Below are 14,160 nucleotides of genomic sequence, written 5' to 3' on the forward strand. Positions count from 1 at the left end.
TTATCGCCAATTATTTGAGCGTGTTTGTCGTTTTGCCAATGTTTTGAAACGTAACGGCGTAAAAAAAGGTGATAGAGTTTGTATTTATATGCCAATGATTCCAGAGTTGACGATTGCAATCTTGGCTTGTGCCAGAATCGGGGCAATTCACTCGGTAGTTTTTGGTGGGTTTTCTGCAACTTCTATCGCAGACAGAATAAATGACTCTCAGTGTGTGGTGGTCGTTACAACTGATGGTGCCGTGCGTGGAAACAAAGCAATTCCAATGAAAGATACAGTGGATGATGCCTTGATGGGCTGTCTGTCAGTAAAAAAAGTGATTGTTGCTACTCGCACACGTACCCCTGTAAGCATGATTAAAGGTCGTGATGTTTGGTGGGAAGAAGAAGAAAAGTATGTAACAAGCGAATGTCCTGCTGAAGAAATGGACTCTGAAGACCCACTTTTTATCCTATATACTTCTGGTTCAACAGGAAAACCCAAAGGTGTAGTTCAGACTTGCGGTGGTTATATGGTATATACGGCCTATACTTTTCAAAATGTTTTTCAGTACAAAGCTGGAATGGTACATTTCTGTACTGCAGATATTGGCTGGATTACAGGGCACTCTTACATCATTTATGGGCCTTTGGCTACTGGTGCAATTTCGGTTTTATTTGAAGGTGTACCTACTTATCCCGATGCAGGGCGTTTCTGGGATATTGTTGCAAAACATCAAGTAAATATCCTTTATACTGCCCCAACTGCTATTCGTTCATTAATGGGGTTTGGTTTAGAATATGTTGAAGGGAAAGACTTGAGTTCACTCAAAATTTTAGGTTCAGTAGGCGAGCCAATCAATGAGGAAGCTTGGCAATGGTATTCAAAAAATATTGGAAAAGACAAATGCCCCGTAATTGATACTTGGTGGCAAACCGAAACTGGTGGAATTATGATTTCGGCTTTGGCAGGAATCACCCCATTAAAACCTGCTTGGGCATCGTTGCCACTACCAGGTGTACAAATGATGTTGGTTGATGATCAAGGAAATGAGATTTTAGGTGGAAATGTTGGTGGAAATTTATGTATAAAATTTCCTTGGCCCTCTATTATTCGTACTACATGGGGCGACCACGAACGTTGTAGAACCGCCTATTTTACTGCCTATCCAAACCTATATTTTACAGGAGACGGAGCCATGCGTGACGAAAATGGTTTTTATCGAATTACAGGAAGGGTAGACGATGTATTGAATGTGTCGGGACATAGAATTGGTACTGCCGAAGTTGAAAATGCTATAAATATGCACACGGGTGTAGTAGAAAGTGCCGTGGTAGGATATCCGCACGATATTAAAGGGCAAGGAATTTATGCTTATGTTATTTGTGAAAGTACAAGCCATGAAGAAGAAATGACTCGAAAAGACATTTTAGCAACTGTTTCTCGAGTAATTGGACCAATTGCTAAACCTGATAAAATTCAGTTTGTAACGGGCTTACCAAAAACTCGTTCGGGCAAAATCATGCGACGAATTTTAAGAAAAATTGCCGAAGGCGAAACTTCAAACTTAGGGGATATTTCAACCCTTCTCGACCCGAATGTTGTGGAAGATATTAAGAATGGAGCGGAGGCAATGAAGTAAGAAAATCCGTGCCACACGTAATTATCCTAAAAAAAACTGTGGCACGGATAAATATATTTTTGTACTGGATTTGAAAATTATTTTTAAATTTGCAAAAAGACAATAACATAATCTAGCAAGATTATATTCATTCGAACCCAAGTGTTTTAGTAGTAAAACCTACAATAAAGGGAACTCGACTCTCAGTAGAAATTCTCTTAGATAGACTTGCAGATGGTTGGTCAGAGGAAATGCTACTCGAAAATTGTATAAGACTTTCAAAAGAAGCCTTACAAGCAATTTTTCTGTTTTAAAGAATGTATATCAAACCAACTCATTTTTATTAGTGAACCATTAAAAAAAGGCTATTTTTAAACGAAGAATCTTCCATTTCAACAAGTCAAATATAACAAAGGTTTAGCGAAATTAGCGTTTTTTTAAACAAAACAACCGCTAGTTTTATCATTTTTATGACTAAATCAACCGATAAATTTCCATTATATCTGCCAATATTTTAGGAAAGTCAATTTTCAAATCAATCAATTTTCCTGTGTTAATATCGAAAACCAAACCATGTACCGTAATACCTCTTTCTTTGTAGGCTTGTTGCACCGATGCTAATTTTATTACATTGATGCATTGTTCTTGTACATTTAGTTCTACCAATCGGTCATATCGGGCAGCTTCGTCAGCGATGGCATTTAGTTCGTTTTTATGCATACGATATACATCTCTGATATTTCTCAACCACGGATTCAAAATGCCCATGTCGGCAGGTTGCATGGCGGCTTTTACACCTCCACATGAGTAATGGCCACACACAATTATGTGTTTTACTTTTAAGTATCGAACCGCATAATTAATCACACTCATTACGTTTAGGTCAATGCTAACAACCATATTTGCAATGTTGCGGTGAACAAATACTTCGCCAGGTTGTACACCCATCAAATCTTCAGCTGTAACTCTGCTATCGGAGCAACCAATATACAAAAACTCAGGGCTTTGTCCTTTGTTTAAATTTACAAAATATTCAGGATCTTTTTTAAGTTTTTTAGCTACCCAAAGTTCATTGTTTTTAAAAATTTGTTCAAATTTTTCCATTTGTGAATTCATTTTTATAGTAATACATCGTTTTTGAGATTCATTTGTCAGCAAGAAGTATGTTAGCAAAATTAATCTAATTCTTCAACCTTTTCAATTTCTCCAAATCCAAAATTGTGATTTTTCCTGACTCTATTTCGATGAGTTTTTCGTCTTTGAAATCAGATAGTGTACGGATAGCCGTTTCGAGCGAAGTTCCTGCTACGTTTGATAAATCTTCACGACTGATTTTCATATTATTGCTTGGAATTCCTTGTTTGGAGAGATGGCTATGAAATTTCAATAATGCCTCCGAAATACGTTTTCTGACAGAATTATAAGCCAATTTTAGTAATTGTTCTTCGTTAGTCTTGATATTTTTTGATAGCAACTGAATAAATTTCTGAGCAACTTGACGGTTCCGAAGAACCAAATTATAAAAATCATTCTTCGGAATCAGGCATATTTCACAATCTTCCATAGCTGCTGCCGATTCGTTATAATTACTTTCTTGTAGTAAATCAACATAACCGAGATAGTCGTTTTTATCAAAGATATTGATTATCAACTCTTTACCATCATCGTTGGTCTTGAAAGTTTTGATTTTCCCTTTTACCACACAAAACAAATAAAGTGGATAATCGCCTTCTCGATAAATTTGGCTTTTCTTTTTATAGATTCTAACTTCTCTGCTTTCGAGTAATTTTTTTAATTCTTGGTTGCCACTTGCATCAGTGATTAGTTCATCGAGACCCGTCAGGTCTTTGGCGTAATTTTTTTGAAGTAAATCTACTTTTTTTAAACGGCTTTCGATGGCATTTAGCAGTTCAACATCATCAAAAGGTTTGGTTATATAATCGTCGGCACCCATTTCCATACCTTTTCTAAAATCAGAACGGTCGGCTTTAGCGGTCAAGAAAATAAATGGAATATTGGCAGTATCAGGCGTTTTTGAGAGTAAGTGAAGCACACTATAACCGTCCATAATGGGCATCATAATATCGCAGATAATTAAATCTGGTTTTTCTTGATGAGCTTTTTCAACACCAACTCTACCATTTTCCGCCGTAATTACCTTATAATCAGCCAAGTCCAATATTTCAGCAGTATTTTCTCTAATTTCAGTATTATCTTCTATGAGTAATATTTTCTTCATTATTTTTAAAAATTTCGATGTAAATTTATATAAAACTTCGTACCTACATTTTCTTTACTTTCAAATTTAATCGAGCCTTTTAGCAGATTTACATAATGAGCTACGATGCTTAGTCCGAGTCCAGTTCCTTTAATTTCTCCAGCATTGCTCGACCTAAAGAATCGTTCAAATAGATGTTTTTGGTCAGCTGCAGGAATACCAATGCCGTGGTCTTCTACACTAATTATTACTGTTGTTTCGCTTAATACTACATTAATATTAATGGTGCTATCTTCGGACGAAAACTTGATGGCATTGGAAACTAAATTGATGAGAATATTACGAATCAAGGTTTTATCAAGATTAACCATCGAATCGCCATTATTGGCACAAGAAAGTTCAATTTCTTGACTCGTTTTAGCAATTCCTTGTAATTCTTGTCTGACTCCGTCAATCAAATCGTACAGGTTAAAGTGTTCAATATTTATCATTACTTTTCCTTCTTCGAGTTTATTTAAAGAAAGAAAATCATTTAATATTTCAGTTAAATTTCTGACCGATGACTTAATTCTACTGATATGTTTGTTTCGTTTTTCATCTTCTTTGAGTTCGGAGTATTTCTCTACCAATGATAGCGATGATAGTACAGTTGCCAAAGGTGTACGAAACTCGTGCGATGCAATCGAAATAAACCTTGATTTCATCGAATTGACTTCTCGTTCTCGTTTGAGTGAGTTGTCAAGTTCATCTTTTGTTTGCTCCAACTTCTGAATCGCCTCTTTCAAAATCATGGTGCGTTCCTCAACTTCTTTTTCAAGTTCAGATTTATAAGCAATCAATTGATTTTCAGCCTTTTTTCTGATACTAATATCAATAATAAATGCAATCACAAAACTTCCATCACTATTGGTATATGGACTTAAACTAACTTCAACAGGAAACTCAGTATCATCTTTTCGCTTGGCAAATAAATCAAAATTTGCACCCATTGAGCGAGCATGCGGATTTTCTTGAAACTTTTCTCGATGATTTTTATGCCTCTCTGATAATCTTCTCGGAATCAATATTTCGATGGGTTGATTGATAAATTCGCTGGTGTCGTAGCCAAACATAGCTTCTGTACTTGGATTTACCCTAATAATTTTACCATGATTATCGGTGATAAGTATGGCCTCTGTGGCAAATTGAAAAATCGCCTCTACTTGATTAAGCATGTCATTTTCAGCAATTGAAATATTGGATACTTTCATTAGGCAAGTTAATAAAATGATGATAAGCTAAAATATGATATTAGTCAGGATTTCAAAAAATAATTTAAAAATAAGAGCAATCGGACAGATTTCTATGATTTAAACAAGTGAAAACGAATAATCTTCCATTGCAACAAGTCTAGTTATCATTATTCAAAATCATACCTTAATATGACAACCGTCATAATTATAGATTCCAAAATAGGTGAAATTTGTATACCGAAAACTGATTTTAAAATTCAATCTATTTAAACGATATTTTTATGAAAACCATAGTATTTGCTACTGATTTCTCGAAAGGTTCGAGCAAAGCAGCCGAAACTGCTGCCCACGTTGCTGTCAAAACCAAAGCAAAGCTAATTATTTTTCACGCATATAGGTTCGTGATGCCTTACGAATCTGAAATGAGTGAAATTGCTATTACTTCGAAAGAATTAGAAAAACATAGTTTCCGCTCATTAAAACGCTTACAGCAGCGATTAGTGAAAAAATATCCCGAAAATCTAAACATCGAAATACAGGTAAAAGAAGGTTTAGTAACTGATACCTTAAAGCAACTTTTGGTTGATACAAATGCTGACTTGTTGGTTATGGGTAGTGTTGGCGATTCACCTTTAGCAGCAAAATATTTTGGTAGTATTGCAACCTCAATGATTCATCAGACAAAAACCCCATTACTTTTAGTTCCACCTAATACTAAGTTTTCTTTTTTTAATAATGTGGTTTTAGGGCTTGATTTTCAATATGAAATTGATGCTCAAACTTTACAAAAAACTGTCAATATTCTACAAGATTTAGAGGCAACAGTCAATTTGCTAACCATTGCTGAAGCATCGGATAAAGCAAAGGAGTCGGGTGTGAAAATTAGAGAATTACTAAAAAATGTACCACATACATTTTCGGTAATTGAGGGCAATGAATTTGCCGATTCGGTTTTGGCATTTGCTAAATCTAATCATGCTGATTTGATTATTACTTTTCCTAGAAAACATAATCTTTTTGAACTGTTTTTTAAAGAAAGTAATACTGAACGTTTGGCTTTCAATGATGAGATACCAATTTTAGCAGTTGTTTGATTTAAAAAAACACTTCAATGAGAATACTTGTAAGTGCCTATATGAAGATAGCTGAATTGGTGAAACAATTCAACGAAGAATATCCTTTTTTGCGTCTTGAAGTTTATCACAAAGGCGAAGAAATGGGTGATGCTCCGAGCTGTACCTTAAACGAAATTGCTCACAGAAAGATATTGAATAGTTTCGTTATAATGTCAGAAATGAAGGTTTTTGAGATTGAAGAATTGTTTTGGGAAAACATGGGTTTACAGGTGTCGGTATTTCGAAAATCGGGTAAAACATGGCTCGAATCATCTTTTACAAATTATTGGTCGCTTGAGCGACAAAACAATTTAGGTAGAGAAATGAATAGTTTTATGAATATTGAAACTAAAAGGGTAACGCTATGAATCAGGTAAGAGAAGTTGATAAAAAACTGCTTTGTTACCACTGCGGCAACGAATGTGCCGACGATTCAATTTCGATTGAAGAGAAGCATTTTTGTTGTTATGGCTGCCAAACTGTCTATGAAATTTTACAAAACAATAATCTTTGCAACTATTATGACCTCAACAAAAATGCAGGAATTAGCCTAAAATCTAAAAACTTTGAACACAAATATAGTTACCTCAATGAAGCTAATATTGTTTCACAATTACTTGATTATCAGTCCGATAGTTTATCGAAAGTGATTTTTTATATTCCTGCGGTGCATTGTAGTTCGTGTGTTTGGATATTAGAGAATTTCAATAAAATCACTAAAGGAGTGATGATATCTCGCTTGAATTTTTTGAAAAAAGAATTGTCTTTGAGTTATAATCCTACCGAAGTGAACTTGCGTGAAATTGTTGAACTTTTAGCAACTTTGGGCTATGAACCTCTGATAAATTTAGATAGTGCAACAAAACCACAAGACGGGAATTCACATCAACATTCACTCCTTTTAAAAATCGGTGTCGTGGGATTTTGCATGGGAAATATCATGATGATGAGTTTTCCTGAATACTTTCACCTCGACCTTCAAAATAATGTAGATGCTACCTATCAAAAGTTCTTTTTATACTTTAATTTTCTACTTTCATTACCTGTTTTCTTCTATGGTGCTTACGATTACTTGAATGGTGCCTACATTTCAATTCGTGAAAATGTTAATAAAACAACCAAAGTTTTCAGTGTAGATATTCCGATTGCAGTAGCCATTATTGCTCTTTATGGACGAAGTATGTACGAAACTTTTATCAATTATTCTTCGGGTTATTATGATAGTTTAGCGGGCTTAGTTTTCTTTCTTTTGGTGGGGAAATGGATGCAACAAATCACATATAATTATTTGTATTTTGAAAGAAACTATAAGTCATATTTTCCTTTAGCGGTAAAAGTTTTGAGAGATAAAACTGAGGTTTTTTTGAATGTAATGGAACTCAAAAAAAGCGACACAATTTATATTCATCACCAAGAATTGATTCCAGCCGACGTCATTATAAGTAAAGGAAAAGCCATGATTGATTATAGTTTTGTAACAGGTGAAACTGACCCAGTGAGCAAGAATATTGGAGAAATAATTTATGCGGGTGGACGACAAATGGGCGAGTCTTTAGAACTGATTGTGCAGAAGCCAGTGTCGCAAAGTTATTTAACTCAACTATGGAATAATGAAGCATTTTTGAAGGAAAAAGTAATGCCAACCACCGAATTAGCCAATTTGTTTAGTAAATATTTTACAGTTTTTACTTTTATAATTGCTTCATTATCAGGCGTTTACTGGGCTTTTGCCGAGCCAAGTTTATTTTGGAATTCTGTAACAGCCGTGTTGATGGTTGCTTGTCCGTGTGCATTAACACTTTCTATGCCCTTTACGATGTCGGCAACGATGGCAATATTTGGAAGAAATAAGTTTTATGTCAAAAATCAAGGCGTAATTCAATTATTGAACGAGATAAACGAAATAGTTTTCGATAAAACAGGTACTTTGACAGAAAGTAATTCAGACGGGCAGCGTACTGCAAAAGTACATTTTGTTGGAGCAGAAGGGATAAGTGAATATGAACAAAAATTAGTAAAAACGCTTTGTTTACAATCAATGCACCCATTGAGCAAAATGATAGCACAATCTATCCATTTTTTAGAATTTTCTGCTTTAAAAATTGATTATTTTCAAGAGTTTCAAGGAGAAGGAGTAGAAGCGAGTATTGATGGAAATTTGGCAAGACTTGGAAAGATAGGGTTTATCCAAAAAGATGATAATCACACAATTAATCATACACATGCTTTGCTCGAAATCAATGGACTTTATCGTGGATATTTTGTTATCCAAACAATTTATCGAAAAAATTGGCAGCATATATTGTCAAACTTAAGTAGGCATTTCCGTTTGTTTTTATTATCGGGCGACAATGATGCTGATAAAACAAAATTAATGCCTTATTTTCGACAAAATGCGGTGTTTTTTAAGCAAAAACCACAAGACAAACTTAATTTTATAAGTAAAGAGCAAAAACTGGGAAACCATGTTTTGATGATTGGCGATGGCTTAAATGATGCAGGAGCTTTACGCCAAAGTGATGTTGGAATTGCAATAACTGAAGACATAAAATTCTTTTCGCCCGCATGTGATGCAATTTTGGACGCCTCTAAGTTTGGGCAACTGAGCGATTTCTTGCAGTTTAGCAAAACGGCTCTCAATATCGTGAAAGCGAGTTTTATTCTGTCGTTAGTCTATAATTTTATTGGCATTGGTTGGGCAGTTACGGGGCAACTTTCGCCAGTTTTGGCGGCAATTTTTATGCCTTTGAGTTCACTTTCAGTGGTGCTTTTTGCCGTTGGATTGACACATTTATTTGCTTATTTTAAAAGACTTTAATTGTACTAATTGAAAAACTCATGGGTGTAATTATTTTTTTAGCCATAGTAGCTATTACGGTAGCAGGTGGATTTTTGGGAGCTTTTATTTGGGCAACCCAAGATGGGCAATTTGATGATACTTATACGCCATCGGTCAGGATATTATTTGATAATCCTCAAGAGGAAAAACTAGAAATTAACAAAAAAGATGTCTGAAATCATGTTTTTATTTGCCTTATATCAGGTTTTCTCCAAATAGCATAGTCGTATTTTGTTTCATTAAATATCCTATTTTATGAAACATACAGAAACGCAATATTCTCCCCTTCAAATAATATATATATTAATTCTATTTATCTTCCTGTTGCCACGCACTTCTCATGCTCAAGAAAGTGCTTTTTTGAATTTGCCCGAAACGCAATATTTTAAGAACAAAAGTGCCGATATAAAAGTCAAAAATGTAAAATATACGGAGTATTACAAAGAATATGATTGTAAATGGGAAACAACTCATGCTGTAATAAGTGGTTTGAAAGATACAACTGCCCAAAATTATGTCAATGATTGGCTATCAGGAATGACATTTTTTGGTACTTGCGACGGAGACAAAGAATGTTTTGATATTGCCTCATTTCATTATTTTTACAAAATGACTTACGTAACTTTTATTCAGAACGATTTATTAGGCTTTTTTCTAAAAACAGGTAACTGCAAGAATGATGATACACCTTGCAGTGAAACCCAAGACTGGGAAGTGTATGACTTGGCTCAAAAGCGTTTTTTGTTGGAAGCCGATATTTTTAAGCAAGAGGCTAATTCTCAAAACACTTTTTTTGAGCTAATTGCCCGTAGAGTCGAGCAAAAATATTTAAAACTAACGCCCGATTGGAAGGCATTCGACCGTCAGATAGGAGTAGATAGGAAGCAAAGTGGTGTATCGAATGTTGTCGTTTATTTGATTGAAGATGTAGTCGGAGTAAACAAAGGGCTGCAACTTGAATTTTCTGCTCACGAAATCGCATCAATTTTAAAACCTGAAATCGCAAAACGCCTTTTTAAATTCTCACTTCTCCCATATTAAACTTGTTCAACGAAAACAATTCTACTTCCGACCAATTTTTGCTTACAACCCTTCTGTTCCTTTCTCAAGTATTTATGACAAAGCTCCTAAGTATTATATTCATGAAGCGAAAATAATAAATTTTAATTTAAAATAGACAAACCTAAATATTAAAATAATGACAACATCGAAGACATATCAACTGAATCATGCCCATTTTGAGCATAAACTTTGGAGAAATAAGATTGAAACTGTAGCTCAAGAATCTACTTTTTTCTTGAAAATTTTGGATGAATATAAAATAATCACATTAAGTAATTCAAAAAATTCATTGTTGGTTGCTGAATTTGTCAATCAATTTCATCATTATCAACGTCTCACTAAACGCTTGCTATTAGAGTTGACTACTATCGAAAAAGAGCTTGCTCAAGGGGTGCTTGATGATAATATTTTTGATAATGAACAAAAGAAAGACCACCAATATTTGAATGAAGAAATGAAATATTTTGAATTTGATTATAGAGAAACGAAAACTAAGTTTCGTGATTTTATTGCTTCTTACAAAACACCAGCCACGCTTAATTAATTTTATGATTTCTATCATATTTATAGCAGACCTCAGTCATATTTTTGACTGGGGTCTGCTTGTAATTTTACGACATGGTAATAACCAAACACTGTTGTAATTACTTTATTATCAATCAAATAGCATATTTACTAACTACTATAAATCAAATTTTATGCAATTATTTGCCAAACCTATTTTCAATAATGACTCTCATTCGGGGAATATCCATTCTGGGGGTGGGGCAACATTAGAGGGTTTTTACTACGATAATAAAGTTGTGAAAGCTTTTATGATTGCTACCGTCATTTTTGGTGTTGTCGGAATGTTGGTGGGACTTACGGCGGCTACTCAATTATTTTGGCCTACTGCCAATTTTGGAATTCCTTATACAACATTCGGACGTATTCGCCCTCTTCATACCAATGCCATTATTTTCGCTTTCGTCGGAAATGCCATGTTTGCAGGTATTTATTATTCTATGCCAAGATTGCTAAAAGCACCGATGTTTAGCCGACAATTGAGCTGGACTCACTTTTGGGGATGGCAATTAATTATTTTAGCGGCTGCTATTACATTGCCTTTAGGTATTACTACTTCAAAAGAATATGCCGAATTAGAGTGGCCAATTGATATTGCAATTACTTTGATATGGGTAGTTTTTGGCATCAACATGATTGGTACTATTATCAAACGCCGTGAGCGACACATGTACGTTGCTGTTTGGTTTTATATTGCAACATTTATTACGGTTGCATTGCTTCATATTGTCAATTCACTTGAATTACCCATTTCGTGGACAAAAAGTTATTCGGTCTATGCAGGTGTGCAAGATGCCCTTGTACAATGGTGGTATGGACATAATGCTGTTGCTTTTTTCTTAACAACACCATTTTTAGGTTTGATGTATTATTACCTTCCAAAAGCGGCAAATCGCCCTGTTTTTTCTTATAAACTGTCAATTATTCACTTTTGGTCACTCATTTTCTTATATATTTGGGCGGGCCCTCACCACTTACTTTACTCTTCATTACCTAATTGGGCTCAAAGTTTAGGTACTGTTTTTTCCATTATGCTTATTGCTCCATCTTGGGGTGGAATGCTCAATGGGCTGCTTACACTTCGTGGTGCATGGGATAGAGTACGTGAAGACCCAGTTTTGAAATTCTTCGTTGTTGCCGTAACAGCTTATGGAATGGCTACTTTTGAAGGCCCTTTGCTTTCTTTAAAAAACGTAAATGCAATTTCTCACTTTACTGACTGGACAATTGCTCACGTGCACGTAGGTGGTTTGGGTTGGAACGGATTTATGATTTTTGGTATGCTCTATTGGATGGTACCAAGAATGTGGAAAACCAAAATCTTCTCAGTTTCTTTAGCAAATACACACTTCTGGGTAGGAACACTCGGTATTTTGTTCTGGACATTGCCAATGTATTGGGCAGGTTTCACACAAAGTTTGATGTGGAAAGAATTTACCAAAGAAGGTTTCTTAGCATATCCTAATTTCCTCGAAACCGTTACACAAATCGTTCCTTTATATGCCATGCGTGCTTTTGGTGGCTTGCTTTATTTGGTAGGAACTTTCATCATGATTTATAACTTAATCAAAACGGCTCGACAAGGAAGTTTTGTAGCTGATGAGTACGACGAAGCTCCAGCTTTAGTAAAAAATGTTATAATTGCAGATGAAGGTTGGCATGCAGTAATTGAGCGTAAACCAGTCATGTTTATGGTTTTTGCCTTGGTGGCTGTAATTATCGGTGGCGTTGTAGAATTTGTGCCTACTTGGTTGGTTGAATCTAATATTCCTACGATTGCTTCAGTGAAACCATACACACCACTCGAACTCGAAGGACGTGATATTTATATTCGTGAAGGATGTTATACTTGTCACTCACAAATGATTCGTCCTTTTCGTTCGGAAACTGAGCGTTATGGAGAATATTCAAAAGCTGGTGAGTTCGTATATGACCACCCGTTTCAGTGGGGTTCTAAACGTACAGGCCCAGATTTGCATCGTATTGGTGGAAAATACCCTGATAGCTGGCACTATAACCACATGATGGATCCTCAAACTATGTCTCCAGGTTCGATTATGCCTACTTATCCTTGGTTATTATCAGATAAGTACAACAAAAATCAATTGCCAGATAAAATCAATGCGATGCGTAAGTTGGGTGTACCTTATGCTGAAGGCTTTGAGGATGAAGCTGTTAGAAATGCCGAAAATCAAGCAAATGGCATTGTAAAATCTTTAGCTGATGCCAAAATAAAAGCAAATCCTGATAGAGAAATTATCGCTTTGATAGCCTACTTGCAACGAATGGGTACTGATATTAAAAAAGAACAAACAGCTACTAAATAAATATAGTCAGCGGTCGATGGTCGGCAGTTTACAAATGATAGCAAAAAGTTTTTTGATTTACTTTTTCTGGATTTTTAGACAAAGAATGCTTTCGACTGTGGACTGTAATATGTCAACTAAAACAAATATAACCATGTTTAAAAACGCATTATCCAGTATAGATGGCGTATCAGTTTTTCCCATCTTTTCATTAATTGTATTTTTTGTTTTCTTCTCAGCTTTGGGCTTTTGGGTCTATAAGGCAGATAAAAAATATGTAAAATACATGAAAAACCTTCCTTTTGATAAGGAAAAATAGTTTTTCAGCCTTTATCACAATGGTCAGTTTTAATACAGAAATTATTAACAATTGACGGTGAACTAAAAATATTTTGTCAATCATAAAAATTGAAATAAATGAACTTATCATCCAAAACAGGCGATGAATTGATTCTATTCTTGGTATTGGTAATTCTCGTCATATTTGCAATTATTATTTTGTTTATAGTTTTCGGAATTTTCCAATCTTTAAAACAAATTAATGATGAAGGAAGCGAAAAAATCGTTGAATCATTCAGCTTCAATGTTTGGTGGAAAAGCCTCACTGGAGCTGTACCTTTAGAAAAAGAAGAAGTGATTTTGTTGAGTCATAATTATGATGGAATCCGAGAACTCGACAATCACTTACCACCTTGGTGGAAATATTTGTTTACTGCTACCATTGTCTTTTCTATATTTTATATGCTTGACTATCACGTTTGGTATTCGAGTCCAAATCAAGAAGAAGAATATTTACAAGAAGTTGCCGTAGCAGAGAAAGAGATTGAGGCTTTTCAAGAAAAAAATGCTAATAGTATAGATGAAAACTCTGTAAAACTCTTAATAACAGATGCGAAAGTAGTTGCGAAAGGAAAGGAAATATATACTGAAAAATGTGTCGCTTGTCATAATGCTATGGGCGAAGGCGGCGTTGGTCCAAATTTAACGGATGAATATTGGTTGCACGGAGGAACCGTTAAAGATATTTTCAAAACCATTAAAAATGGAGTTCCCGAAAAAGGTATGATTTCATGGAAAGCAACCTTGAAACCGAATGAAATGCAAGATGTTTCCAATTATATTTTATCAATTGCAGGAACAAACCCACCCAATGGCAAAGCACCTCAAGGAGAAAAAATGAGTTCGAATTCAACATCAACGAAGTAAAAACAGAAACATTTAAAT

General features: G+C 34.9%; 14 protein-coding genes. 11 read left to right on the forward strand and 3 right to left on the reverse strand.

The window, feature by feature from the left end; genetic code table 11:
• On the forward strand, positions 1 to 1,621 hold a 1,621-nt coding region (gene acs, locus ACH2CJ_RS14480), incomplete at its 5' end, for an acetate--CoA ligase (RefSeq protein ID WP_394993658.1).
• 125 nt (positions 1,622 to 1,746) lie between these two features.
• Positions 1,747 to 1,914, forward strand: a complete 168-nt coding sequence (locus ACH2CJ_RS14485) for a DUF433 domain-containing protein (protein WP_394993686.1) — start codon at positions 1,747 to 1,749, stop codon at positions 1,912 to 1,914.
• Positions 1,915 to 2,074: 160 nt separating this feature from the next.
• Here the strand turns inward: ACH2CJ_RS14485 and ACH2CJ_RS14490 are convergent, their stop codons facing one another.
• From ACH2CJ_RS14490 to ACH2CJ_RS14500, 3 genes are all read right to left on the reverse strand, one after another.
• Positions 2,075 to 2,704 (reverse strand): carbonic anhydrase, encoded by a 630-nt coding sequence (locus tag ACH2CJ_RS14490; protein ID WP_394993659.1) that lies wholly within the window; start codon positions 2,702 to 2,704, stop codon positions 2,075 to 2,077.
• A gap of 76 nt (positions 2,705 to 2,780) precedes the next feature.
• On the reverse strand, positions 2,781 to 3,839 hold the full coding sequence (locus ACH2CJ_RS14495) for a response regulator (RefSeq protein WP_394993660.1): 1,059 nt from the start codon (positions 3,837 to 3,839) through the stop codon (positions 2,781 to 2,783).
• Between the two features lie 5 nt (positions 3,840 to 3,844).
• On the reverse strand, positions 3,845 to 5,068 hold the full coding sequence (locus ACH2CJ_RS14500) for an ATP-binding protein (protein WP_394993661.1): 1,224 nt from the start codon (positions 5,066 to 5,068) through the stop codon (positions 3,845 to 3,847).
• Between the two features lie 263 nt (positions 5,069 to 5,331).
• On the opposite strand from ACH2CJ_RS14500, the gene ACH2CJ_RS14505 reads away from it, so the two are divergent.
• From ACH2CJ_RS14505 to ACH2CJ_RS14545, 9 genes are all read left to right on the forward strand, one after another.
• Positions 5,332 to 6,144, forward strand: a complete 813-nt coding sequence (locus ACH2CJ_RS14505) for a universal stress protein (RefSeq protein ID WP_394993662.1) — start codon at positions 5,332 to 5,334, stop codon at positions 6,142 to 6,144.
• A gap of 17 nt (positions 6,145 to 6,161) precedes the next feature.
• Positions 6,162 to 6,533 carry a hypothetical protein gene (locus tag ACH2CJ_RS14510; protein WP_394993663.1) on the forward strand — a complete coding sequence of 124 codons (372 nt, stop codon included), beginning with the start codon at positions 6,162 to 6,164 and terminating at the stop codon, positions 6,531 to 6,533.
• On the forward strand, positions 6,530 to 8,983 hold the full coding sequence (locus tag ACH2CJ_RS14515) for a heavy metal translocating P-type ATPase (RefSeq protein WP_394993664.1): 2,454 nt from the start codon (positions 6,530 to 6,532) through the stop codon (positions 8,981 to 8,983). The genes ACH2CJ_RS14510 and ACH2CJ_RS14515 overlap by 4 nt, the downstream gene beginning before the upstream one ends.
• A gap of 20 nt (positions 8,984 to 9,003) precedes the next feature.
• Entirely contained in the window at positions 9,004 to 9,180 is a 177-nt protein-coding gene (ccoS, locus tag ACH2CJ_RS14520; RefSeq protein ID WP_394993665.1) for a cbb3-type cytochrome oxidase assembly protein CcoS, read from the forward strand.
• Positions 9,181 to 9,259: 79 nt separating this feature from the next.
• Entirely contained in the window at positions 9,260 to 10,045 is a 786-nt protein-coding gene (locus ACH2CJ_RS14525; protein WP_394993666.1) for a hypothetical protein, read from the forward strand.
• Between the two features lie 157 nt (positions 10,046 to 10,202).
• Positions 10,203 to 10,610: a hypothetical protein gene (locus ACH2CJ_RS14530; protein ID WP_394993667.1), complete on the forward strand. Its 408-nt coding sequence runs from the start codon at positions 10,203 to 10,205 to the stop codon at positions 10,608 to 10,610.
• 271 nt (positions 10,611 to 10,881) lie between these two features.
• Positions 10,882 to 12,957: a cytochrome-c oxidase, cbb3-type subunit I gene (gene ccoN / locus ACH2CJ_RS14535; protein ID WP_394993687.1), complete on the forward strand. Its 2,076-nt coding sequence runs from the start codon at positions 10,882 to 10,884 to the stop codon at positions 12,955 to 12,957.
• Between the two features lie 133 nt (positions 12,958 to 13,090).
• Positions 13,091 to 13,255, forward strand: coding sequence for a CcoQ/FixQ family Cbb3-type cytochrome c oxidase assembly chaperone (locus tag ACH2CJ_RS14540; RefSeq protein ID WP_394993668.1), 165 nt, complete (start codon positions 13,091 to 13,093; stop codon positions 13,253 to 13,255).
• A 98-nt stretch (positions 13,256 to 13,353) separates the two neighbouring features.
• Positions 13,354 to 14,142 (forward strand): cbb3-type cytochrome c oxidase N-terminal domain-containing protein, encoded by a 789-nt coding sequence (locus ACH2CJ_RS14545; RefSeq protein ID WP_394993669.1) that lies wholly within the window; start codon positions 13,354 to 13,356, stop codon positions 14,140 to 14,142.
• Positions 14,143 to 14,160: the final 18 nt, after the last annotated feature.

Origin of the sequence: Emticicia sp. (genome assembly GCF_043780375.1) — a bacterium.
Taxonomy (GTDB): Bacteria; Bacteroidota; Bacteroidia; order Cytophagales; family Spirosomataceae; genus Emticicia.

What these genes read in the sequence shown, in the direction of transcription:
- ACH2CJ_RS14525 (WP_394993666.1), top strand. Translation starts at nt 9,260, where the DNA reads ATGAAACATACAGAAACGCAATATTCTCCCCTTCAAATAATATATATA.
- ACH2CJ_RS14500 (WP_394993661.1), bottom strand. Translation starts at nt 5,068, where the DNA reads ATGAAAGTATCCAATATTTCAATTGCTGAAAATGACATGCTTAATCAA.
- ACH2CJ_RS14490 (WP_394993659.1), bottom strand. Translation starts at nt 2,704, where the DNA reads ATGGAAAAATTTGAACAAATTTTTAAAAACAATGAACTTTGGGTAGCT.
- ccoN (WP_394993687.1), top strand. Translation starts at nt 10,882, where the DNA reads ATGATTGCTACCGTCATTTTTGGTGTTGTCGGAATGTTGGTGGGACTT.
- ccoS (WP_394993665.1), top strand. Translation starts at nt 9,004, where the DNA reads ATGGGTGTAATTATTTTTTTAGCCATAGTAGCTATTACGGTAGCAGGT.
- ACH2CJ_RS14510 (WP_394993663.1), top strand. Translation starts at nt 6,162, where the DNA reads ATGAGAATACTTGTAAGTGCCTATATGAAGATAGCTGAATTGGTGAAA.
- ACH2CJ_RS14495 (WP_394993660.1), bottom strand. Translation starts at nt 3,839, where the DNA reads ATGAAGAAAATATTACTCATAGAAGATAATACTGAAATTAGAGAAAAT.
- ACH2CJ_RS14545 (WP_394993669.1), top strand. Translation starts at nt 13,354, where the DNA reads ATGAACTTATCATCCAAAACAGGCGATGAATTGATTCTATTCTTGGTA.
- ACH2CJ_RS14540 (WP_394993668.1), top strand. Translation starts at nt 13,091, where the DNA reads ATGTTTAAAAACGCATTATCCAGTATAGATGGCGTATCAGTTTTTCCC.
- ACH2CJ_RS14505 (WP_394993662.1), top strand. Translation starts at nt 5,332, where the DNA reads ATGAAAACCATAGTATTTGCTACTGATTTCTCGAAAGGTTCGAGCAAA.
- ACH2CJ_RS14530 (WP_394993667.1), top strand. Translation starts at nt 10,203, where the DNA reads ATGACAACATCGAAGACATATCAACTGAATCATGCCCATTTTGAGCAT.
- ACH2CJ_RS14515 (WP_394993664.1), top strand. Translation starts at nt 6,530, where the DNA reads ATGAATCAGGTAAGAGAAGTTGATAAAAAACTGCTTTGTTACCACTGC.